This is a genomic window from Mycobacterium sp. 236(2023) (assembly GCF_029623955.1).
In the GTDB taxonomy this organism is placed as follows: Bacteria; Actinomycetota; Actinomycetes; order Mycobacteriales; family Mycobacteriaceae; genus Mycobacterium.
Genome location: NZ_JARSBP010000002.1, coordinates 1,001,989 through 1,022,498 on the forward strand (window position 1 = coordinate 1,001,989; position 20,510 = coordinate 1,022,498).

Below are 20,510 nucleotides of genomic sequence, written 5' to 3' on the forward strand. Positions count from 1 at the left end.
CAGGGTGCGCGACCTGCCAGGCCTGGACGGCGTCGAGGCCTGGGCGGTGTACGCGCAGCCCGGGCACATCGTGGCTGCCGCACTCAACGGATGGCTCGATCCGCGACCCGATCTGGTGCTGTCGGGAATCAACCACGGCGGCAATGTGGGTCGGGCCGTGCTGCACTCGGGGACTGTCGGCGCGGCGCTGACTGCGAAGATCAACGACACCAGGGGACTGGCGGTGTCGCTCGATCTGGCGTTGCACCCGACCGGTGAGCGGCATTGGGACAGCGCGGTCCAGCTGGTGGGGCCGGTGTTGGAGTTGCTACTCCACGCTCCAGAGGGAACGGCCTTGTCCCTCAACGTTCCCGATCGTCCGGCAGCCGAACTCCGCCCTCTGCGCCATGCCAGTTTAGCTCGTGGAGGAGAGGTCCAGATGCGCGTCGACGAAGTCCGCGACGGTGATCTTCACCTGACCGAAGTCGAGGTGTCCGACGAGCCAGAGGAAGGCACCGACAGCGCATTGCTGGTCGCCGGTCATCCGACGTTGACGGCACTGCAGTCCGTTGCGGCGGACGACGGCGACCTTGTTCAGAGGTGGCTGGCGTCGAGATCTCAAGAATTGCCGGGGAACTAGGGGCATCGCGGTGCAAGTCGAACATCGTTGCCGCCTTGGCGTTTTGCCTCGTACATCGCTGCGTCGGCATCAGCGATGAGGGCGGCCACCATCGATCTGGGGTCACGGTCGCGAAGTTCGTCCACCGCCGACGCCGACAGGCCGATGCTCGCGGTGATGCCCACGGGGAGGTCGACCACGGCGGCACAGATGCGACGGGCCATCGCCACCGTGTCCGAACGAGTGACGGCCGCGATGAGGAATTCCTCGCCGCCCGACCGGCAGATGACAGCGGGCAGCGGAGCCTGGCGCCGCAACAGTTGAGCCACGGCGAGGATGGCCTGATCGCCCGCGGCGTGCCCGTAGGTGTCGTTGATCCGCTTGAAGTTGTCGATGTCGATCATGAAGACGGCCAACCTCAGTTGGTCCGTCGGATTGCCGTCCACTTGTGATGATTCGTGCAGGATGCGCTCTACCTCATCGACGAAGCCACGGCGGTTGAACAACCCGGTGAGCTCGTCTTCGTCGGCGCGCATCGCGTAGATCCTCAGGGCACGCGAGAGCGCGGCCGCGGTGACAGGCACGGCGACGTTGGGAAACATCATCAGCCAGAAGGTCGTGGTCGCGGTGGTCGGGTCAGTCTCGTTGGAGAGCCGAAACGCTGTGTATGCCGCAACCGCCCCGGCCGCGAATCCTCCGACGGTGGCGGCGCGCGGGCCATGGAAGAGCGCGAGATAACCGCTTGCAACTGCGAGAACTCCGCCGGCCAACGCGGCTGTCGTCGAAAAGGGTTGTGCGACGCTCCACCACGCGATGAAGGCGATTCCACTCAGTGCCAGAGCTTCGGACTGCACCCGGGTCGGCCACCGCGTCAACCAGAACACTGTGGTGCCAACGGCGAATAGCAGCCCCAACACGCTCAGGGATATTCCGAGCAGCGTGTACGAGCCGGACGTCAGCAGGATCGTCAACGGTACGAGTGCCGAGATCGACGCGATCATTGCCATGATGAGCTGTGTTTGGCGCACCAGTCGGCGACGGCGCAGAAGCGCCGAGACACTATCGAAGGCATCAGCACCACGGAGCAGCGTGAGCACCCGTCCTACCTGGGAAATTGCCGCCCCCGCCCATCGTCTCAACGCTCCCCAGCAAACCATAGTAGGTTACGTTCGGCCCGCGCAGTGGCAATCCGGTGAGAAACGGATGTGCACGATCGGTGATTCGCTCAGCCGTCGCACAGGGCGCTAGTGTTCGCGCGAGAAGGTGGCGGAATTCGCAACCGAAGTCTCGCTGAAAACCGCTGAATCCTGCTCAGCCGCAACGGCTGAGGTGCGATAGCGACGGATCGCAAAAGCATCGAGAAGCGCACACGCGCAATGCAATGGCAGCGTGGCAGTCCGCTGATCGCGGGCGCAGCTGGCCTCGGGCGTTCACGGTCACGGCGATGCCGGCCGCGGCAAACAGCGCGCGTCGGTTCAGCGCCGAGAGCGTGTTCGTGCAATCGCCCACTCAGTAAACTCTGCATCGTGACCGCCGAGCCCCGTGCCGAGCTGCTGCGCGATAAGGATCGCACTCGCGCCGAATTACTGTCCGTGGCAACGGAAGTGTTCGCTGAGTCGGGGTTCTCGGGCGCACGGGTTGACGTGATCGCCGAGCGTACCCGCACCACCAAGCGGATGATCTACTACTACTTCGGCGGCAAAGAGGGCCTGTACATGGCCGTGCTGGAGAACGCCTACCGCGGGATCCGCGAGGCGGAGCAGCGGCTGCAGGTCGAACATGTCGACCCGGTTGATGCCATGCGTCGCCTGGCCGAGCTCACCTTCGACCACCATCTCGACCACCAGGCCTTCATCCGACTCGTGGCGATCGAGAACATCCACCGGGGTGAGTACATCGGTCGTCTGGAGTCGTTGCGCAGCATGTCCAGGCCGGCGACGTCGCTGCTCGACGAGATTCTGGCGCGGGGGCGTGAGCAGGGAGTCTTCCGCGCAGACGTCGAGGCGCTCGACGTCCACCTCGTGATCAGCTCGTACTGCGTGTTCCAGGTCGCGAACCGCTACACCTTCGGTTTCCTGTTCGATGTGGATTTCACCGAGGCCGATGTGCACGCTCGTCTGCGTCGCATGATCGGTGACGTCGTGGTCGGCTGGCTCACCACGCGCTGATCACGGCGCGCCTCACATTTTCTTCTTGACGAGACGTAGGCCACAGTGCTGTACTCAATAGTGAACGTACTAGTTAGTACATTAAGCAGGACGGTGTACCGTGGAACGCAGCCCATTCTTGGTCGGTCTCGTCGGACAGGGCGTTGGCCCGTCGCTGACGCCGGCTCTCCACATGGCCGAGGGTCGAGCCCACGGCCTCGACTACGTCTACCGCACCATCGACCTGAACGCCGTCGGCCTCGCGCCTGAGCGGATCGGCGACATCCTGACCTGGGCGCGTGCGCTCGGCTTCGACGCACTCAACATCACGCACCCGTGCAAGCAGCTGGTCATCCCGCACCTCGACGCACTCGACGATGAAGCGGCAGCCCTGGGTGCGGTCAACACAGTGATCTTCGAGGCGGATCGCACCGTCGGATACAACACGGACGCCCCCGGCTTCGCCCTCGGCTTCCGAGAGGGATTGCCCGACGCTGCAACACGATCCGTGACGCTGATGGGCGCCGGTGGGGCCGGTGCCGCCGTCGGCCATGCCCTGCTCGATCTCGGCGCCGAGCACCTGACAATCGTCGACCTCGATGTCGACCGCGCTGCCGGCCTGGCCGGCGAACTCGGTGCCCGGCACCGTCGAGCGCGAGTCGAAGCGTCAGCGTTCGACAAGGTGTCAATTCTGTTGCCGCACAGCGACGGTGTCGTGCACTGCACGCCGACCGGGATGGCCGATCACCCGGGCCTGCCGTTCGACAAAGAGCTCCTGCATCCCGGTCTCTGGGTCGCCGACATCGTCTATCGGCCACTGAACACCGCGCTGCTCATCGCAGCGCGCGAGGCCGGCTGCCGCACGGTCGACGGCGGCCACATGGCAGTACACCAGGCGACCACTGCCTTCGAGCTGATCACCGGCATCACCCCCGACAGTGATCGCATGTCGCGGCACTTCCGCGAACTCGCGTCATGAGAACCGACGCTCCAACCGCACAGCAGTAAACCGAGGAGGAAATCGTGAGTGTCCTGGACAACAACCCGCCCGACCGGGCGCCAACGGCCGCACCCGATCGAACGCCGAAGAAAGCAGCACTTGCCAGCTTCATGGGCAGCGCGGTCGAGTACTACGACTTCTTCGTCTTCGGTTTCGTTGCCGCGCTGGTATTTCCGAAGGTGTTCTTTCCTGAAGGGGACGAGACGGTAGCGCTGGCGCAGTCTTTCGCCACGCTTGGCGTCGCCTATATCGCCCGACCGATCGGCGCCTTCGTCATCGGCCACTTCGGCGATCGGATCGGCCGGCGGAACGTTCTGATGTTCACCCTGCTGCTCATGGGTGCGTCGACCTTCGCGATCGGCTGCCTGCCCACCTACGAGACAGTGGGTGTCCTCGCGCCGATCCTCCTGGTGACCTGCCGCTTGCTGCAGGGCTTTTCCGCGGCTGGTGAGCAAGCCGGTGCGAGCTCGCTCACCTTGGAACATTCACCCGATCGGCAGCGAGCATTCTTCACCTCCTGGACACTGACCGGAACCCAGGGCGGGCTCATCCTGGCCTCACTCGTGGTCATCCCGATCGTGGCATTGCCCGACGAAGATCTCTACAGCTGGGGATGGCGAGTTCCGTTCTGGCTCAGCGCCGTCGTCGTCGTGGTCGCCTACTTCATCCGGCGCCGTCTACACGAGACGCCGGAATTCGAGGAAGCCAAATCCGCCGGCACCATCGCCCGGATGCCGCTGGCGCCGCTGCTGCGCAACCACTGGCGCGACGTCCTGAGGGTGATCTTCTGCGCGATGATCGCCGCGGTGTCCACAGTGTTCGCCAATCTGGCCATCGCGTACGGCAAGGAGATGGGGCTCGACTCGGACGAGACGCTGTGGCTCGTCGTTGTGGCCAACCTGGTGGCCCTGGGAACGCAGCCGTTGTTCGGAAAGCTCGCTGACCGCTTCGGCCGCAAGCCGGTGTTCATCTACGGCGCGTTGTCGTCCGCGGTGCTGATGCCCTTCTACCTCCTGTCGATGAGCGGCGACAACACCTTCGTGATGTTCGCGCTGGCGGCCGCCACCTTCTCGTTCGGCTACGCTGCCGCCAACGCAGTCTGGCCGTCGTTCTACGGGGAGATGTTCTCCACTCAAGTCCGATTCTCCGGCTTGGCCATCGGCACCCAATTGGGTTTCCTGGTCGCCGGTTTCGCCCCCGCGATCGTGACCGCTCTCGGCGGCGTGCAGGAAGGCGGCTGGGTGGTGATCAGCGTCTTCACAGCGGCTGTCTGCCTCATCGCAACAGGCGCCGCGCTGACGGCGAAGGAGACCAAGGACGTGCCGACCGCGCAGCTGGGTGTCAGGACTTCCGGTGACGCCCGCGCACTCGTCGACCACTGAGGGAGTGGCGCACATGCAATCCATCACCACGATGGCGGGCACCGATCCCGACAGTGCTGAGGCAACCCAGCAGTCGATCAGCGAGGAGATCGCGGCGATCGAATCCGGTTATCTACGAGCGGGATCCGAGGAGACGCAGCCCCGGCTGGCGTATGCGCCCTACCGCAGCAGCCTGCTACGGCACCCGACCAAGGATCTCCACCACGCCGATCCGGAAGGCGTCGAGTTGTGGACGCCGTGTTTCTCCGAGCGTGACGTCAATCCCCTCGAGGCCGACCTGACCATCCAGCACGCCGGTGAGCCCATCGGCGAGCGGATGGTGGTGACCGGGCGGGTTGTCGACGGCGACGGCAGACCGGTGCGACGCCAACTCGTCGAGATCTGGCAGGCCAACGCCGGCGGACGCTACATCCACAAACGCGACCAGCACCCGGCGGCGATCGATCCGAACTTCTCCGGTGTCGGCCGGTGCCTGACCGACGACGACGGTCGCTACCGCTTCACCACCATCAAGCCGGGCCCGTACCCGTGGAAGAACCATCGCAACGCCTGGCGCCCTGCACATATCCATTTCTCGTTGTTCGGAACGGAATTCACGCAGCGGATGGTGACGCAGATGTACTTTCCGGGAGACCCCTTGTTCGGCCTCGATCCGATCTACCAGGCCATCACCGACCAGAAGGCTCGCGATCGGCTCGTGGCCAGTTACGACCACGACGTCACCACCCACGAGTGGGCCACCGGATATCGGTGGGACATCGTGCTGACCGGTGCGTCGCGCACACCCGTCGAAGACGCCGAAGGTGGCCACCGATGAGCGCGCTGCTGACCGCCACACCTGGTCAGACCGTAGGCCCCTTCTTCGGGTACGCATTGCCCTTTGACCGATGCAGCGAGCTGGTACCGCCCGGATCGCCTGGGGCCGTGCAGTTCTCAGGGGTAGTCTCCGACGGGCAGGGGCGCCCGGTCTGTGACGCCCTGCTCGAGATCTGGCAGGCGCACGCCGACGGTACGACGTGCGACGCAGCGGGCTCCCTGCACCGCGACGGCTACACCTTCACCGGGTGGGGGCGAGCCAGCACCGGCGACGACGGCCGGTACAGCTTCTCCACCGTCATCCCCGGCGCGACGCGACCCGGCGCCGCGCCGTTCATCATGGTCACCGTCTTCGCGCGAGGGCTGCTGAACCGTCTGTTCACCCGCGCCTACGTCCCGGGGGAGTGCCTCGCCGACGATCCTCTGCTGGCATCGCTGCCCCCCGAGCGGCGTGAGACTCTCGTCGCCACCCGGGTGGGCAGCGGACTGCAGTTCGACATCCACTTGCAGGACGCCCCAGGAAAGCCCGAGACCGTCTTCCTGCGCTACCCGGGGCATCACCGATGACCGATCTGTTCTGGCCGGGCGATCACCTCGCCGGTGATCTCATGAGCGACAGCGCCTTGCTGTCGGCGATGGTGGCCGTCGAACAAGCCTGGCTCGACGTTCTCGTGAGTGCCGCGATTGCACCCGGCGAGGCGCGGATCGACCTGGCCGCCATCGTCACCGAGGCCGACATCGACACGATCGCGCGCCGCGCCGACGTCGACGGAAATCCGGTCAGTGCCACGGTCGCGATGCTCAGGGACCGGTCGGGCGCGGAGCCGCGACGATGGCTGCATCGAGGTCTGACGAGTCAGGACGTGCTCGACACCGCGCTCGTCCTCTGCGCGCGCGACGCGCTGACCAGAGTTCTGGACGAGTGCGTGACGCAGGTGACCGCGCTGGCGATGCTCGCCGACACACACCGGTGCACAAAGGCTCTCGCGCGCACCCTGACCCAGGCGGCGTTGCCGAGCACCCTCGGCGCCAAGTTCGCACGCTGGCTTACCGGCCTGCTGGATGCCGCCGAGCCGTTGGCGGATGTGACGACCTCGCTGCCCGCGCAGTTCGGCGGTGCGGTCGGGACTCTCGCTGCGGCCACCGAGCTCGCAGGATCTGCCGACCGCGCCATCGCCCTCGGCGACGCGTTCGCCGAGAAGTTGCGACTCGTCCCGGCACTGCCATGGCACACCACCAGGGTGACGATCACCGGCATGGGCGACGCCTTCGTCCGATGCTCGGACGCGTGGGGGCACATCGCCGCCGACGTTGCGACGGGCGCCCGCACCGAGGTCGGTGAGTTCTCCGAAGGAAGCAGCGGAGGCTCATCGACCATGCCGCACAAGAACAATCCAGTGCGATCGGTGCTGATCCGCAGAGCCGCGCTGGTGGCAGCACCGCTGTCATCGACCTTGCACACCGCCTCGGGTCTGAGTGTCGACGAGCGTTCCGACGGTGCGTGGCACGCGGAGTGGGCAACCCTGCGGACACTGGCGCGACACACGGTCGTCGCCGCCATCCATACGTCCGAGCTCGTCTCAGGACTCCGCGTCGACGAGGCACGCACCTCCGCCAACCTCGCCGCTGCCCAAGGGCTGGACGCCGAGCAGCACGCCATGGCCGAATTGACAGGCCGCACAGCCCTGCCCGACTACCTCGGTGCCACCGACCGTGTCGTCGAATCGACACTCACCCGCGCCCGCCGCTTCGTCAAGGAGGCATCATGACCACGCCGGTGCTGGCCACCGTCGACTTCGGGGGGCCGGAGAGCGGGCCGGTGCTCATCCTGGGCCCATCGCTGGGAACCTCGTCGGCGACCCTGTGGGCTGCCGTCGCGCAGCGGCTGACCGCATATGCCCGTGTCGTCGGGTGGGACCTCCCCGGGCACGGGCGCAGCGGTTCGGCAGAACCGTTCGCTATCGACGAGCTTGCCGCAGCGGTGCTGACCATCGCGGACCGCATGGGCGCCGAAACATTCGACTACGCAGGAGATTCCGTCGGAGGATGCGTCGGCCTGCAGCTGGCGCTCGATGCCCCGCACCGGATCGAAGCCGCAACGCTTCTGTGCACGGGGGCGAAGATCGGTACTCCCGGGAGCTGGCACGAACGCGCTGCCGTGGTGCGCGCCGAGGGGATCGACCCGATGCTCGCCGCCGCACCCCAACGGTGGTTCGCCGGGCGGCCCCCTGCCGTCAGCGCGGCCCTGCTGGACAGCCTGCGGCACACCGATCCGGAATCCTACGCACAGACGTGTGAAGCGCTCGCCACGTTCGACGTCTCCGCACGGTTGGCTGAGATCGTGACACCCGTGCTGGCCATCGCCGGCGCCGACGACGCGGCCACACCACCGGAGTCGTTGCAGCGCATAGCGTCCGGAGTGAAGGACGGCGACCTGGTCGTGCTGGACCAAGTTGGTCATCTCGCACCGGCCGAAGCGCCGGATCGCGTCGCGGCGCTGATCGCCGAACACCACGGATTTTCGCCGCAGCGCAATCTGCAGACGGTGGACGAGGTCTACAAGGCTGGGATGGCAGTACGCCGCGAAGTACTCGGTGACGCACACGTCGACCGCGCGGTGGCTGCCACCACCGAGCTGACCGCGGATTTCCAGCGCATGATCACCGAGTACGCGTGGGGTGGCATCTGGACCCGCCCCGGTCTGGATCGTCGCAGTCGGTCGATGATCACGCTCACTGCGCTGATCGCGCGCGGGCACCACGAGGAGTTCGCCATGCACGTGCGTGCCGCCCGCCGGAACGGACTGACGAACGAAGAGATCAAGGAGCTGATCATGCAGGCCGCCATCTACTGCGGCGTCCCTGATGCGAACGCCGCGTTCCGCATCACGTCGACCGTGCTGTCCGAACTCGGCAGCGCCGGCGAGGATCCATCATGACGCTCATCACCGGCAATCCGGCCGAGGCGGTCGAGGGAATCGCCGACGGTGCAACCATTCTCGTCGGTGGCTTCGGCATGGCGGGGATGCCGACCACGCTGATCGACGCGCTGATCGAGCAGGGCGCCACCGACCTGACGATCGTCAGCAACAACGCCGGCAACGGTGACACCGGCCTGGCGGCATTGCTGGCCGCAGGCCGGGTCCGCCGGATCATCTGTTCGTTCCCGCGTCAAAGCGACTCGCACGTCTTCGACCGGCTCTACCGCGCAGGCGAGATCGACCTCGAAGTGGTCCCGCAGGGGAATCTCGCCGAACGCATGCGGGCCGCAGGTGCGGGTATAGGCGCCTTCTTCTGCCCGACCGGCTTCGGGACCTCGCTCGCCGCTGACCGAGAGACCCGCACGATAGACGGACGGAATTACGTCCTCGAGTATCCGATCCGGGGCGACGTCGCCCTGATCGGCGCTCACGTCAGCGACCGGCTGGGCAACCTGGTGTACCGCAAGACGGCCCGAAACTTCGGCCCCGTCATGGCGACTGCGGCGGCACTGACCATCGTCGAGGTGTCCTCGGTGGTCGAGACGGGCGGCATCGACCCCGAAATCGTTGTCACGCCGTCGATTTACGTCGACAGGGTAGTCGATCTCAGCGCCACCAAAGCGACGATGCCGGAGGCCTCATGACCATCGCACTGACCACCACCCGCACCGTCGAGAACCTGGACCGGGGGCCGCTGCGCCGCGACGAGATGGCCAGGGCGGTCGCTGCCGACATCCCTGCCGGATCGTTCGTGAATCTCGGAATCGGGCAACCCACGAAGGTGTCGGACTACCTTGCCCCCGACAGCGGCATCATCCTGCATACCGAGAACGGCATGCTGGGGATGGGTCCGGAAGCCGTCGGGGACGAGATCGACCCCGACCTGACCAATGCCGGGAAGATCCCGGTCACCGAATTGCCCGGTGCGGCATACTTTCATCACGCCGATTCCTTCGCGATGATGCGCGGCGGCCATCTCGACGTGTGCGTCCTGGGGGCCTTCCAGGTCTCCGAACGTGGCGATCTCGCCAACTGGCACACCGGAGCGGAGGGCGCCATACCCGCTGTTGGGGGCGCGATGGACCTCGCCATCGGTGCCAAAGACGTCTTCGTGATGATGTCGCTGTTCACCAAGGACGGCGCCCCAAAACTTGTGCCGCAGTGTACGTACCCGCTCACGGGTTTGGCGTGTGTCAGTCGGGTCTACACCGAGCTGGGCACCTTTGCCGTCGGGCCGGAAGGTGTCCGCGTCATCGCCACCTACGGGATCTCAGTGGATGACCTGCAGGGGCGTATCGACTCGCCACTGCAGCGGATGGAGGAGGCGGGCAATGACCCACGCTGACACTCATCACTCGAAAACGATTGCCACGGTATGTCTCTCGGGGATTCTCGATGACAAGGTGACCGCCGCCGCCCACGCAGGATTTGAGGGGATCGAACTCTTCGAACCCGATCTCATCACTTCAACGTCGAGTCCGAAGGCCCTGCGACGACGATGCGAGGAACTCGGGCTGCGCATCGTGCTCTACCAACCCTTCAGAGACCTCGACAGCACAGACCCGGAACAGGTCGAGCGCAACCTCCGTCGGCTGCAACACAAATTCGACGTCATGGAGCAACTCGGCACCGACACGATCCTGGTGTGCTCCAACGCTTCTGCAGACGCCGTGCAAGACATGGACGAATTGGCCCGGCAATTACACGTTGCCGGCGAGCTGGCACGTAACCGCGGGATGTGCATCGCGTACGAGGCGCTCGCGTGGGGCAGCGCGGTCAACCTCTGGGAGCAGTCCTGGGACGCGGTCCGGCGCGCCGACCACCCCGCCGTCGGCCTCTGCCTCGACAGTTTTCACATCTTGTCCAAATCCCCGACGGTGCCCGATTTCACCGACGTGCCCGGCGAGAAGATCTTCTTCCTCCAACTCGCCGATGCACCCCATAAGGACATGGACGTGCTGCAGTGGAGTCGGCACTACCGGCTGTTTCCCGGTGAAGGCGCGTTCGATCTCGTCGGTTTCACCCGGGCCGCTCTCGACGCCGGCTACGCAGGACCACTCTCCCTGGAGGTCTTCAACGACGTCTTCCGCCAGTCGTCGCCGGTACGAACCGCTATCGATGCGGTGCGATCGCTGGCGTCTCTGGAAGCCGGCATGAGCCATGGCCGGCGGGCATGTCCCATGGCCACGGCCTTCGTCGAGTTGACCGTGACGCCGACCAACATCGATGCGGCAGAACATACGTTGGCTGGTCTCGGTTTTACGAAGTCGGCGCGGCACCGTTCGAAGACGGTCGCTGTGTGGACTCAGGCGGCGGCAACCATCTTGCTGACCGTCACCACGGATGCTCCCGACGACGACTCGTCAGCGGTCGCAGCGATCGCGTTCGACACAGAAGATGCCCATTCAATGGCGGCGTCGGCGGATGATCTCCATGTCGCGCCCGTGCCGCGTGTAGTACGGCAGGGAGAGGCCGACCTTCCCGCGGTCGCCGCACCCGACGGATTGTCGATCTTCTTCGTATCGGCGAACCGCGCCGGACTGGATTGGCGCAGAGATTTCGAATCGACCTCCCCGGAAGAGACCGTCGAAGGCTCCGGTATCACTGGCATCGACCATATTTCGGTGACGGCACCGTTCGATCGCTACGACGAGAGCGTGCTGTTCTATCGCTCGGTGGTCGGGATGCGAACCGACGATGTCGCGGAGTATCCCGGACCCTATGGATTGGTGCGAAGCCATCTTCTTCGGCTGCCCGACAGCGGATTCGGTGTCGCACTCGACGGGCCGTTGTTGAGGCGGGGCAATTGGTCGCCCGGGGTGCAGACGCCGCAACACATTGCATTGACCACCGACGACATCATCGGAAGCCTGACCACGATGAGTTCAGAGACTCCGATCCTTCCGATCCCGAGCAACTACTACGCCGACCTGCTGGCTCGGTTCGATCTGTCGGCCGAGTTCGTCGCGACCCTGCAACGACTGAACATCCTCTTCGACCGGAGCGCCGACGGCGAATATCTCCACGCCTACACGAGAGTGATCGGTTCGCAGGTCTACTTCGAGATCATCGAACGGCGAGGCAACTACCGAGGACGACCGCTCGCCGACGCGCCCATCCGCATGGCCGCGCACGTCGCTGCACGGCGGGGAGCGGTCGGGCTCGGTTGCTGATCACGTGGAGGAGCCCGGCGATCGTGGCAGGTCCTGGGGCGTCTCGCCTTGGAAATGCAGGATCAGGATGATACCGAGGCGACGCTCCGGTCGATCGTGAGCGGCGCCGTTACGATCCTGCCGGCCGCCCGGTGGGCGGGCATTTCGCTGCTTGAAGGTCGCGTGGTGGAGGGCGCCGCGCTATTCGGCATCGGCCGCACCTCCTCACGTGCGCGTCCTGAAGACCGCGAGACACAGATGTCTGCAGAAAGTGGGTTACCCGCGTTTTCGCGACCCACTCGCGGGTACTCGCTCGTCCACGTTTCAAGGCCGTGGGCACGTTCGAAACAGCCGTTGACGAGGAGGTCGACCGATGGGTTTTCCCGAACAGCAGCAAGAAGTTCCGGGTACTCAGTCGCTCATGGATCCCATCCCCGATTGCGGGGAGGACACCTATCGGGGCTCGGGCCGGATGACCGGCAAACGGGCGCTGATCACCGGCGGGGACAGCGGAATCGGGCGGGCGGTCGCGATCGCCTACGCGCGTGAGGGCGCCGACGTGTTGATCGCCTACCTCGACGAGGATGACGATGCCGCCGACGTCGCCCGGCTGGTCGAAGAGGCAGGTCGCAAATGCGTGCTTGTGCGGGGAGACCTGTCCGAGCCCGCCCACTGTCGCGCAGTCGTCGAGCGTGCCGTAGCAGACCTCGGTGGCCTCGATGTGCTGGTGAGCAATGCGGCATTCCAGATGAGCCACGAGGATCTGAACGAGATCAGCGACGAGGAATGGGACTACACACTGCGACTCAACGTCGGAGCCTACTTCCATCTTGTGAAAGCGGCGTTGCCGCACCTGGGTCCGGGCTCATCGATCATCGGCAGCTCCTCGGTGAACTCGGATATGCCGTCGCCGACACTCGCGCCCTATGCGGCTACGAAGGCTGCCATCGCGAACCTGTCGGCCAGCCTGGCACAACTGTTGGGCGAAAAAGGCATTCGAGTCAACAGCGTCGCACCAGGACCGATTTGGACTCCGCTGATACCCGCCACGATGCCCGAGAAGAAGGTCGCGAACTTCGGCGACGACACCCCGTTGGGCCGTGCCGGTCAACCGGCCGAACTGGCGCCCGTGTATGTGTTGCTGGCCTCCGACGACGGCAGCTACATCTCCGGCGCGCGCGTTGCGGTGACAGGTGGTCGACCGGTCCTGTAACCCGGGCCGACAACTACCTCGAATGAATGTTTTTGTCCGAGCTCGCGCCTGGTAAGCCTGGTAAGCCTTCGCTTCTAGCCCGTGGAGCACCGTCGGTGACCCACCCACTGAAACACTCTCGACACAGCGCCTTCGTGCTTCATTCCCGAAATCTGTTGCGCAGCATTAGTGGTGACCGAGCACCCCATCCCGGGATTGTCAGGCGGCCGAGAATGCCGAAGAAGAAGCACCCCGCTCAGGGGTGATCAGAACGCGTGTGCGGCCCCATCTTCGGTGTGGGCTGTCGCCGCTCGTCGAAAGGAGCCCTATGGGTGATGACAACAAGACCGGTCAGGCCCGAGAGGGACTGCTGGATTCGGTCAAAGGCAAGACAAAGGAAGTTGTCGGTGCAGTCATCGGCAACGAATCGCTGACCATCGAAGGACAACTCGAGCAAGCGCAGGCCCGAGAGCGCAAGGAAGCCAACATCACCGAAGCTGTCGCGGACGCCGAAGTCGACGAGACCCGGGAACAGTTGGAGAACGCGCGGGCCGAAACGGCACGCGAGCGCGCCGAGGTCGACGCCGAGACAGCGGCGGCCAAGGCCGAGATCCAGACTCAACGGCAGGACGAGAAGCGCATCGTGGAGGAGCAGGGGCGACACGAGATGGCCACCGCTGCGACCACCGCTCAAGTCGATGCGCAGCAAGAGGTGCGCGAAGCGCAGGCCCGCGCCGACGCCGAAAAGGAGGCCGCGCGCGAGGATGTCGTCGAAGCGGCCGCCGAGCACGAGACGGCGGTCAAGGTGACCGGTGCCGCGAAGTCCGAGGCGGACCGTCTCAGAGAACGGGCCGACAACATCACCGAGCAAGCCGACCTGCCGTAAATGCCGACAGAAGCAGGAATACGTTCCATGAACATTCTCCATGTGCCCGTTGCGATCTTGCGATTGCAGTATCGGATCGCCCGATACCCCCTACAACTCGTCGCGGACACCATCATGACGCGGTTCGACGCCGAGACTCCCGCCCGCCTGGTTTACGAACGCTCCTTGGGCACCGTGGACGCTGTAGTAGGAGAAGCGTTGGGAGACGTGGAGCTGCAGAACAAAGGAGCTGCGCTCGCGGCCCGCAGTGACGCGTTGCAGCGGGCAGTCAGATTGGACTCGGCCGCTGATGCCAAGCGCGAGAAGGCTGATGAAGAGCTCGATGCCAAGCGCGCCGAGGCTGATGCCGAACAGCAGGAGGCCGGCGAGACCGCTGCGGACGAAATCGGAGCGGCACGCAAAGCGGCGCAGCAGCGGACCGGTCAGGCGGCCGAATCGGTGCGGAAGCGCACCGCCGCGGCGAAGCAAAGTGTCGACGACGTCGCCGACAAGCGGGTGAGTTCAGCCGAAAAGACGAGGACGAACGCGAAGGAAGCCATCCGCGCAGAAGACAAGGCGGCGACGGCCGCGGCGCAGTCGACCTTGGACGACGTGGCGTCCAAGCGCGGCGAAGCGGCGAGCCGTCGAGCGAAAGCCGATCAACTCGACGAACTGGCCGACACGGAGAAGGCGCGTCGCCGGGCAGCCAGATCAGGCAACGACGCCTGACGCCCGCAGCCCGGACGCGTACGAATGCCCCTCGGATACCGAGGGGCATTCGTGCGAACGCGTTACATCGAGCCAGCCAGGACGTTCATCGCAGTGCTGCCGAGATCGCATCGCGCGCTCGGTCGAGCATCGATGCGAACGGTCCGACGGCGAAGTTCAGGACCGCCGATTCGACACCGGGGTGCGGGCGCGTCGGGGCGATCGCCTGGGCGGCTTGAACGGCGGCCACCAACCGCTTCAGATCGTCCGGATCGAGTTCGCGTTGCAGTCGGTTGAACTCCTCGGTCTCTTCGCGCTCCGCGTGATCGATGACCGCGGACTTGAAGAGCAGGAGCGCGTCCAGAAATTCCGGCGAGTCGACGTCCATGGCTTCCAGTGCAGACAACTGCTCCTTGGCCTCGTGCTCCTCGCGCAATCGGGCGTCGACGATCGTGTCTCCGCCGTCGACTTCCCGCCGGACGCGGGGGTGAACCACCATCTCTTCGGCGGTCTCGTGGACGGCCAGCAACTGGCGAAGGTTGACGAAGGCGGCCTCGCGCGCCTTCGATCCCGACGCGTGCACCACGTCGTCGAACATGTCCTTGATCAAGTTGTGCTGCCCCCGTAGAAATTCGACCACGTCATCGGTGGACTGCACGAATGTTTCAACCATGGGGATACCTCTGCTTCACGACGTCGAATGCGGCGCGGGGCTGTGCGCCTGAGGCACGAGTTCCCAGCGGCAATCCGGCCAAACGCCTCACGTGTCGTCCTGTGACTCCGAACCACCGACATCGCGGGCATCGCTCACGACAGGTTCTACAGTGACGCTTTCCGATGCCGGTTGGGACGTCACCGGTTCGGCCTCGGACGGTTGCAGGTGGGCCGTTAATCCTCAATCGTCATTGAACACCGGACGCCGGACGGCGGACGTGACGAGGCGGCGTCTCAACAGGCCGTCTGATGCGCGGAACAGGTGGGCCATGGCCACGGCCGTACCGCGGATGTCGTCCCGCGAGGTCAGGTAGGTCAACCGATGTTCCGCCGGTAGGCCGAAGAAGCGTTCAAAGAATCCGGGTACATCGTCTGGGGGCATGCGCAGCAGTGCCTCCAGGCCGATCTGACGGAAGCGGTGGATGACCGTCGCGGCAGATGGCCAGACCACGTGACGAGCTGCCGCCACGGCCCTGTCCGGGTCATGCGGCAGATGCGAGGCGAAGGCGTCGGCGACCAGCGGAGCGAGCCGAAGTGTTGTCGCCACACTGAATCCGGTCGCTGGATGAATGAGAGGTGCGGCGGCCCCGAACCCGAGGACTTCCCGCGCGCCATGACGCTTCTGGTCGACCGGAAACCATACCTTCTCTGTGGGTAGGCCTTCCGGAATGGAGATGCCGTGATGTGCCAACCGGGCATGGAGTCGCCTCTTCAGCGTCGGCAGGGGAAGGCCGGGTCGGCGCGCGAGCGAGGTTTCCTCCAGCAGCACCGCATCACGCCCGAGCGGGATCGCGTAAAGAAATGTCGGCCAACCGGTTTCGCCGTGATCGGCGCGCCAATCCATGAACAGCGCTTCACCGGGAGCCACGAGCGGGGCGGCGATCTCTTTGTCGACCATCACCCCGTACGCGGTCTGTTCGGCAGGTGTGCGGCGCGTCGAGGCGGGATGCAAAGGGCGTGCCCGTCCGCCGGCGTCGACGACGATCGAAGCGCGTAGTCGGGACCCGTCGGCCAAGGTGACCACGCCGCGTTCCGGCGATCCCACCACCCGCCCGGTTTGGACGCTGACCCCGCGCGCTTGATCGGCGAGATGCGAATGCAGCGCAGGCACATCGAGAACGGCGTACTCCCACCCCAGATCGTGCTCTGTCAGTGCGAACGCTCGGCCTGTTGCGCTAGCCGCAACCACGTCCGGTGGCAGATCCGGTGGCAGCTCGCTGCTCCACATGCCGTACGTCGCGGTGAACGGCTTCTCGGGCGCCGGGTCGACCAAGCCGGTGTCCAGGCCCACCCGCGCACAGGCTCCCGCCAGCGCAAGACCGGCGGGGCCGCTCCCGACCACCAGAACATCCATGTGCTGCGGCCGCATCACCCGTGCGCCGTTTCGTCGGCATCGTCATGTGCGCCCTCATCCATGACCGGCTCCAGCGCCACGCTCTCTGCCGCAGGCTCCACGGTCACCTGTTCGGCATCGGACGGTTGCAGATGGACCACGCGTCCGATCGCGCGTCGCAGGCCGGGAGGCCCGTCAGCGCGAACGAAGTCGCCGACGCGTCCTGCGCGATAGCGCAGCGGCGATCCGAGGAGCTCGCCGAGCACCACGCCGCTGCCCAGCGCCAGCGCAATCGCCGTCGCCGAGAGCAGCTGCGCCAGGCCGTCGGCGAAGTTTTCGTCGACGGCCAGATAGAAGACGGCCCGGAACACCGCCAGGCCCGGCAGCATGGGCATGATGGCGGCCGTGGCGGTGATCAAAGCGGGAGCCTGTCTCCGGATCGAGATCAGCGTGGCGAGAAAGCCGGCCAGTACTGCCGCGACTCCCGTTGCCAAGACCTGGCCGACCCCGGCGAGGCCGAGGCCGATCAGCACGAGTTCTGCTGCGGCAGCAGCGATCCCTCCGATGAAGGCCGGCCTCAGCGGCGAGTAACTCGCGATGGTCAGACACAGCCCGGCAAGGCCGGCGCCGAAGACGGCCAGCGCGATGGGCAGCGGCTGGTTGGGAATGACGACGCTCACCGTCGCATCCACATGCAGGTCGATGATGACTCCGGCGAGCGCGGCGAGCTCGAGCCCTGTCACGATGCCGACAACGATGCCCGCGGTGAGGAACAACGCCTCGCCGAATCGGGTCACCGCGGTCATCGTGTAACCGGTCACGGCGTCCTGCATCGCACCGACGAAGGTCAACCCGGTCAGCAGCATCACGATTCCGGTGGCCACGAGTGCGGTGGGATTGAGACCTGCGAACCAGTACGCCGCGACCGCCACCAACGTGACGATGGCCGCCCCCGCAACGTTCTGGAAGAAGAAGGGCGTGCCGAAGCGATTGAGGATGCGGCCGACGCGATCGATGACCGCTGCACTGACTGCGGCCAGCAGGCATGTCAGCCAGGTGCCACCGAGAAGCATGGCGATGCCCAAACCGAAACCCGCCCACCCGACCGTGGCCAGCCAGCGCGGGTAGGCGTGCGGTCGTTCGGTCAACTCGTCCATGACGCGATGTGCTTCGTCGACGGTGACGCCGCCCGAAGTGACGCGCTGAACCAGGCGGTCCAGCTCGGCGAGGCGGGTGTAGTCCGTCGAGCGCGCGCGTACCGTCCGCACAATCGTGACCGGCGGGCTTTCGGCGGTCGGCAGGGCAGAGACGAAGACCGTGGTGACGAAGACGTCGACGACGCAGTCGGTCAGCCGGTATGCCTCCGCCACGTCTTTAGCTGTCGCAACGACGTCGGCCGTTCCTGACCCGCAGAAGAGCATGACCTCCGCGAGCCGGACCGTCAGGTCGAGGACCGCCCGGGTGTGCCGTTCGTCCAGTTCCTGCCCGCTGCGTCGGCGCTGCCCAGCGTCGGGAGCGGGGTCGCGGCGCCCCGGAAGGGTGCTCTGCAGATATCGCGCCAGGCGACCGGATCGTCGACGAGCCATCCGAGGCACGATACTGACGGTCGCCAACGCGGAGGCCGGGGGCGTCGCGAACTTTCGGCCCCGCCGGCAGCCTCAGATCGACCGCCTCGACGCGGTGATGACGTCCGGGCGCACGTCAGGATTCGGTAATCATCGTCCCCCTGTGCGCGACCGAGTCCTGTGATTCGCTGGAAGGGCCGTTCGGTGCGGCCTTGATCGTCGCTGCCTGCATGCAGGTCGAGCCGCTGGGTACACCGTCGACAGGACTAGATGGAGGTTGTCGGTGGACGTCCGAGCACAGGTGTCGCAGATGAGCCCCGAGGCCAGGGCGGCCCTCGCGCAGCGGATCAAGTCACGCCTGACTCATGCTGACAAGCCGGCGACCGACCACGACGTCGTCGTCATCGGCGGCGGTACCGCCGCGCTGACATTGGCACTGCAGATCCGTCGGGACCGCCCCGACACCCGGATCCAAGTCATCGAGCCCAACGCGCATCCCATCCCCGAGGTCACGCACACAGTCGGGGAGTCGACCGTCGAAGTGTCAGCACATTACCTGCGGGAACGCATCGGCCTTGCCGACCATCTCCGCACAGCCCAAATCCGCAAGATGGGCCTGCGGATGTTCTTCTCCAACAACGGAAATACCGACATCGCCCGCAGGATGGAGTTGGGGGGCTCATCGTTCGTGCCGCAGGTGACCTACCAGATCGACCGCGGAAGGCTGGAAAACGAGCTCTACGACCACTGCCGGTCCGAAGGAATAGCCCTGGTCTGCGGCCGAGTTCGCAGCGTCGAACTCGGTGCCGACGCGTCGGCGCACACGATCACCTACCAGAGTGGGGACACCGTCACCGAGACCACGTCGCGGTGGGTCGTCGACGCGTCGGGCCGGAATCGGCTGTTGCCGCGACAACTCGATCTGCGACAGGTCAACGGGCATCACTGCAACGCCGCCTGGCTGCGGGTGGCAACGGAGATCGACGTCAATCGGTGGAGCGACGACCCGGAGTTCCACAGCCGTCTCGTTGAAGGTGATCGAGCGATGTCGACGAATCACCTCATGGGCGAGGGTTACTGGGTGTGGTTGATCCGTCTTGCTTCGGGTGCCACCAGCGTCGGCATCGTGGCCGACCCCGCGTTTCATTCCTTCGACGGTTTCAACACTCTTGAGAAGGCGATGGCGTGGCTGCGTGAGCACGAACCTCAGTGCGCCGACGTGCTGGCCGAGCATTACGACGGGATTCGCGACTTCCGGGTCATGAAGAAGTACAGCCACGGCGTGACGAAGATGTTCGACGGCGGTGCCCGATGGTGCCTCACCGGAGACGCGGGAGTCTTCCTGGACCCGCTGTATTCGTCGGGGCTGGATCTGGTCGCGATCGGCAACGGGCTGATCACCGACATGATCATCCGCGAACTGGACGGCGAGGACGTACTGGCGCGCTCGACGATCAGCGACACCCTCTTCCGGTCACTGACCGACATGTGGCTGGCCATCTACCAGGATCAGTACGTGCTGATGGGGGCACCGGCGGTCATGTCGGCCAAAGTGGTCTGGGATGTGGCGTTCTACTGGGGCTTCATCGGCCTCCTCTACATGAACGACCGGTTCGTCCGGATCGCCGACGAGCCCGACTTCGTGCCCTACCTCCAGGGTCTCATCGACCTGAGCAATCGGCTCCAGCACTTCTTCCGAGAGTGGGCATCGATCGAGAAGGGCACGGCAACAGCATCTTTCGTCGATCTCTATGCGCCGCTGAACTTCATGGTCACGCTGCACACGGCAATGATCGGCACGAGTCCCGATTTCGCCGTACAGTTCGACGCCAATGCCCGGCTGCTCCGGCAGCTGGCCGGACAGCTGGTCGAGACAGTGATCGCCGAGAAGTCGGCGATGTTCGGCGACGACGACGTGATGCGCCAGGTGCAAGCGTGGCAACAGGATTCACTCCTGCGTGAGCTGCGTTCGGTGTACCGCCAGGAACAGTCGGTCAACCCGGTCAGCAGCGCATGGATCGTTCCCACCGCTGTTGCTCTGCAGCCGTCCTGACGATG

The 20,510-nt window shown here is 65.5% G+C and carries 19 protein-coding genes; 15 read left to right on the plus strand and 4 right to left on the minus strand.

Going from position 1 to position 20,510, the window contains the following annotated elements:
- The first annotated feature begins 4 nt into the window (after positions 1-4).
- Positions 5-619, plus strand: coding sequence for a 5'/3'-nucleotidase SurE (locus tag P9A17_RS07365; RefSeq protein WP_278037900.1), 615 nt, complete (start codon positions 5-7; stop codon positions 617-619).
- On the opposite strand, the gene P9A17_RS07370 is transcribed toward P9A17_RS07365, so the two are convergent.
- Positions 616-1,605 (minus strand): GGDEF domain-containing protein, encoded by a 990-nt coding sequence (locus P9A17_RS07370; protein ID WP_278037901.1) that lies wholly within the window; start codon positions 1,603-1,605, stop codon positions 616-618. The two genes, P9A17_RS07365 and P9A17_RS07370, sit on opposite strands and share 4 nt — an antisense overlap.
- 519 nt (positions 1,606-2,124) lie before the next feature.
- Between P9A17_RS07370 and P9A17_RS07375 the strand changes: the two genes are divergently transcribed.
- The 13 genes from P9A17_RS07375 (at position 2,125) to P9A17_RS07435 (ending at position 14,861) form a co-directional block, all read left to right on the plus strand.
- Complete coding sequence (locus P9A17_RS07375) at positions 2,125-2,766, plus strand: TetR/AcrR family transcriptional regulator (protein ID WP_278037902.1); 642 nt, start codon at positions 2,125-2,127, stop codon at positions 2,764-2,766.
- A 100-nt stretch (positions 2,767-2,866) separates the two neighbouring features.
- Positions 2,867-3,724, plus strand: coding sequence for a shikimate dehydrogenase (locus tag P9A17_RS07380; RefSeq protein ID WP_278037903.1), 858 nt, complete (start codon positions 2,867-2,869; stop codon positions 3,722-3,724).
- A gap of 131 nt (positions 3,725-3,855) precedes the next feature.
- Positions 3,856-5,127, plus strand: coding sequence for an MFS transporter (locus P9A17_RS07385; RefSeq protein ID WP_278038645.1), 1,272 nt, complete (start codon positions 3,856-3,858; stop codon positions 5,125-5,127).
- Positions 5,128-5,140: 13 nt separating this feature from the next.
- Positions 5,141-5,944 (plus strand): protocatechuate 3,4-dioxygenase subunit beta, encoded by an 804-nt coding sequence (pcaH, locus tag P9A17_RS07390; RefSeq protein WP_278037904.1) that lies wholly within the window; start codon positions 5,141-5,143, stop codon positions 5,942-5,944.
- The gene (gene pcaG / locus P9A17_RS07395; RefSeq protein ID WP_278037905.1) at positions 5,941-6,510 is read left to right on the plus strand and encodes a protocatechuate 3,4-dioxygenase subunit alpha; all 570 of its coding nucleotides are present in this window, start codon (positions 5,941-5,943) and stop codon (positions 6,508-6,510) included. The genes pcaH and pcaG overlap by 4 nt, the downstream gene beginning before the upstream one ends.
- Positions 6,507-7,712, plus strand: a complete 1,206-nt coding sequence (locus P9A17_RS07400; protein ID WP_278037906.1) for a lyase family protein — start codon at positions 6,507-6,509, stop codon at positions 7,710-7,712. The genes pcaG and P9A17_RS07400 overlap by 4 nt, the downstream gene beginning before the upstream one ends.
- Positions 7,709-8,881 (plus strand): 4-carboxymuconolactone decarboxylase, encoded by a 1,173-nt coding sequence (pcaC, locus tag P9A17_RS07405; RefSeq protein ID WP_278037907.1) that lies wholly within the window; start codon positions 7,709-7,711, stop codon positions 8,879-8,881. Before P9A17_RS07400 ends, pcaC begins: the two co-directional genes overlap by 4 nt.
- A complete protein-coding gene (locus P9A17_RS07410) occupies positions 8,878-9,567 on the plus strand; it encodes a 3-oxoacid CoA-transferase subunit A (RefSeq protein WP_278037908.1) in 690 nt (229 codons plus the stop codon). Before pcaC ends, P9A17_RS07410 begins: the two co-directional genes overlap by 4 nt.
- Positions 9,564-10,268 carry a 3-oxoacid CoA-transferase subunit B gene (locus tag P9A17_RS07415; protein WP_278037909.1) on the plus strand — a complete coding sequence of 235 codons (705 nt, stop codon included), beginning with the start codon at positions 9,564-9,566 and terminating at the stop codon, positions 10,266-10,268. The genes P9A17_RS07410 and P9A17_RS07415 overlap by 4 nt, the downstream gene beginning before the upstream one ends.
- Positions 10,255-12,096 (plus strand): sugar phosphate isomerase/epimerase and 4-hydroxyphenylpyruvate domain-containing protein, encoded by a 1,842-nt coding sequence (locus P9A17_RS07420; RefSeq protein WP_278037910.1) that lies wholly within the window; start codon positions 10,255-10,257, stop codon positions 12,094-12,096. Before P9A17_RS07415 ends, P9A17_RS07420 begins: the two co-directional genes overlap by 14 nt.
- 352 nt (positions 12,097-12,448) lie before the next feature.
- Positions 12,449-13,288: an SDR family oxidoreductase gene (locus tag P9A17_RS07425; protein ID WP_278037911.1), complete on the plus strand. Its 840-nt coding sequence runs from the start codon at positions 12,449-12,451 to the stop codon at positions 13,286-13,288.
- A 307-nt stretch (positions 13,289-13,595) separates the two neighbouring features.
- On the plus strand, positions 13,596-14,153 hold the full coding sequence (locus P9A17_RS07430; RefSeq protein WP_278037912.1) for a CsbD family protein: 558 nt from the start codon (positions 13,596-13,598) through the stop codon (positions 14,151-14,153).
- 27 nt (positions 14,154-14,180) lie between these two features.
- Positions 14,181-14,861 (plus strand): IF2 family translation initiation factor, encoded by a 681-nt coding sequence (locus P9A17_RS07435; RefSeq protein WP_278037913.1) that lies wholly within the window; start codon positions 14,181-14,183, stop codon positions 14,859-14,861.
- Between the two features lie 85 nt (positions 14,862-14,946).
- Here the strand turns inward: P9A17_RS07435 and P9A17_RS07440 are convergent, their stop codons facing one another.
- From P9A17_RS07440 to P9A17_RS07450, 3 genes are all read right to left on the minus strand, one after another.
- Positions 14,947-15,513, minus strand: coding sequence for a hemerythrin domain-containing protein (locus P9A17_RS07440; RefSeq protein WP_278037914.1), 567 nt, complete (start codon positions 15,511-15,513; stop codon positions 14,947-14,949).
- A 222-nt stretch (positions 15,514-15,735) separates the two neighbouring features.
- On the minus strand, positions 15,736-16,896 hold the full coding sequence (locus P9A17_RS07445) for a lycopene cyclase family protein (RefSeq protein ID WP_278037915.1): 1,161 nt from the start codon (positions 16,894-16,896) through the stop codon (positions 15,736-15,738).
- Between the two features lie 26 nt (positions 16,897-16,922).
- Positions 16,923-18,473, minus strand: a complete 1,551-nt coding sequence (locus P9A17_RS07450; RefSeq protein WP_278037916.1) for a threonine/serine exporter family protein — start codon at positions 18,471-18,473, stop codon at positions 16,923-16,925.
- Positions 18,474-18,735: 262 nt separating this feature from the next.
- On the opposite strand from P9A17_RS07450, the gene P9A17_RS07455 reads away from it, so the two are divergent.
- On the plus strand, positions 18,736-20,505 hold the full coding sequence (locus P9A17_RS07455) for a tryptophan 7-halogenase (protein ID WP_278037917.1): 1,770 nt from the start codon (positions 18,736-18,738) through the stop codon (positions 20,503-20,505).
- The last annotated feature ends 5 nt before the right edge of the window (positions 20,506-20,510 follow it).

Bases quoted from the DNA above. Each gene is read 5' to 3' on its own strand.
- P9A17_RS07370 (WP_278037901.1), bottom strand. From the start codon at position 1,605: ATGGCAATGATCGCGTCGATCTCGGCACTCGTACCGTTGACGATCCTG.
- P9A17_RS07385 (WP_278038645.1), top strand. From the start codon at position 3,856: ATGGGCAGCGCGGTCGAGTACTACGACTTCTTCGTCTTCGGTTTCGTT.
- pcaH (WP_278037904.1), top strand. From the start codon at position 5,141: ATGCAATCCATCACCACGATGGCGGGCACCGATCCCGACAGTGCTGAG.
- pcaG (WP_278037905.1), top strand. From the start codon at position 5,941: ATGAGCGCGCTGCTGACCGCCACACCTGGTCAGACCGTAGGCCCCTTC.
- P9A17_RS07400 (WP_278037906.1), top strand. From the start codon at position 6,507: ATGACCGATCTGTTCTGGCCGGGCGATCACCTCGCCGGTGATCTCATG.
- pcaC (WP_278037907.1), top strand. From the start codon at position 7,709: ATGACCACGCCGGTGCTGGCCACCGTCGACTTCGGGGGGCCGGAGAGC.
- P9A17_RS07410 (WP_278037908.1), top strand. From the start codon at position 8,878: ATGACGCTCATCACCGGCAATCCGGCCGAGGCGGTCGAGGGAATCGCC.
- P9A17_RS07415 (WP_278037909.1), top strand. From the start codon at position 9,564: ATGACCATCGCACTGACCACCACCCGCACCGTCGAGAACCTGGACCGG.
- P9A17_RS07420 (WP_278037910.1), top strand. From the start codon at position 10,255: ATGACCCACGCTGACACTCATCACTCGAAAACGATTGCCACGGTATGT.
- P9A17_RS07425 (WP_278037911.1), top strand. From the start codon at position 12,449: ATGGGTTTTCCCGAACAGCAGCAAGAAGTTCCGGGTACTCAGTCGCTC.
- P9A17_RS07430 (WP_278037912.1), top strand. From the start codon at position 13,596: ATGGGTGATGACAACAAGACCGGTCAGGCCCGAGAGGGACTGCTGGAT.
- P9A17_RS07435 (WP_278037913.1), top strand. From the start codon at position 14,181: ATGAACATTCTCCATGTGCCCGTTGCGATCTTGCGATTGCAGTATCGG.
- P9A17_RS07440 (WP_278037914.1), bottom strand. From the start codon at position 15,513: ATGGTTGAAACATTCGTGCAGTCCACCGATGACGTGGTCGAATTTCTA.
- P9A17_RS07450 (WP_278037916.1), bottom strand. From the start codon at position 18,473: ATGGCTCGTCGACGATCCGGTCGCCTGGCGCGATATCTGCAGAGCACC.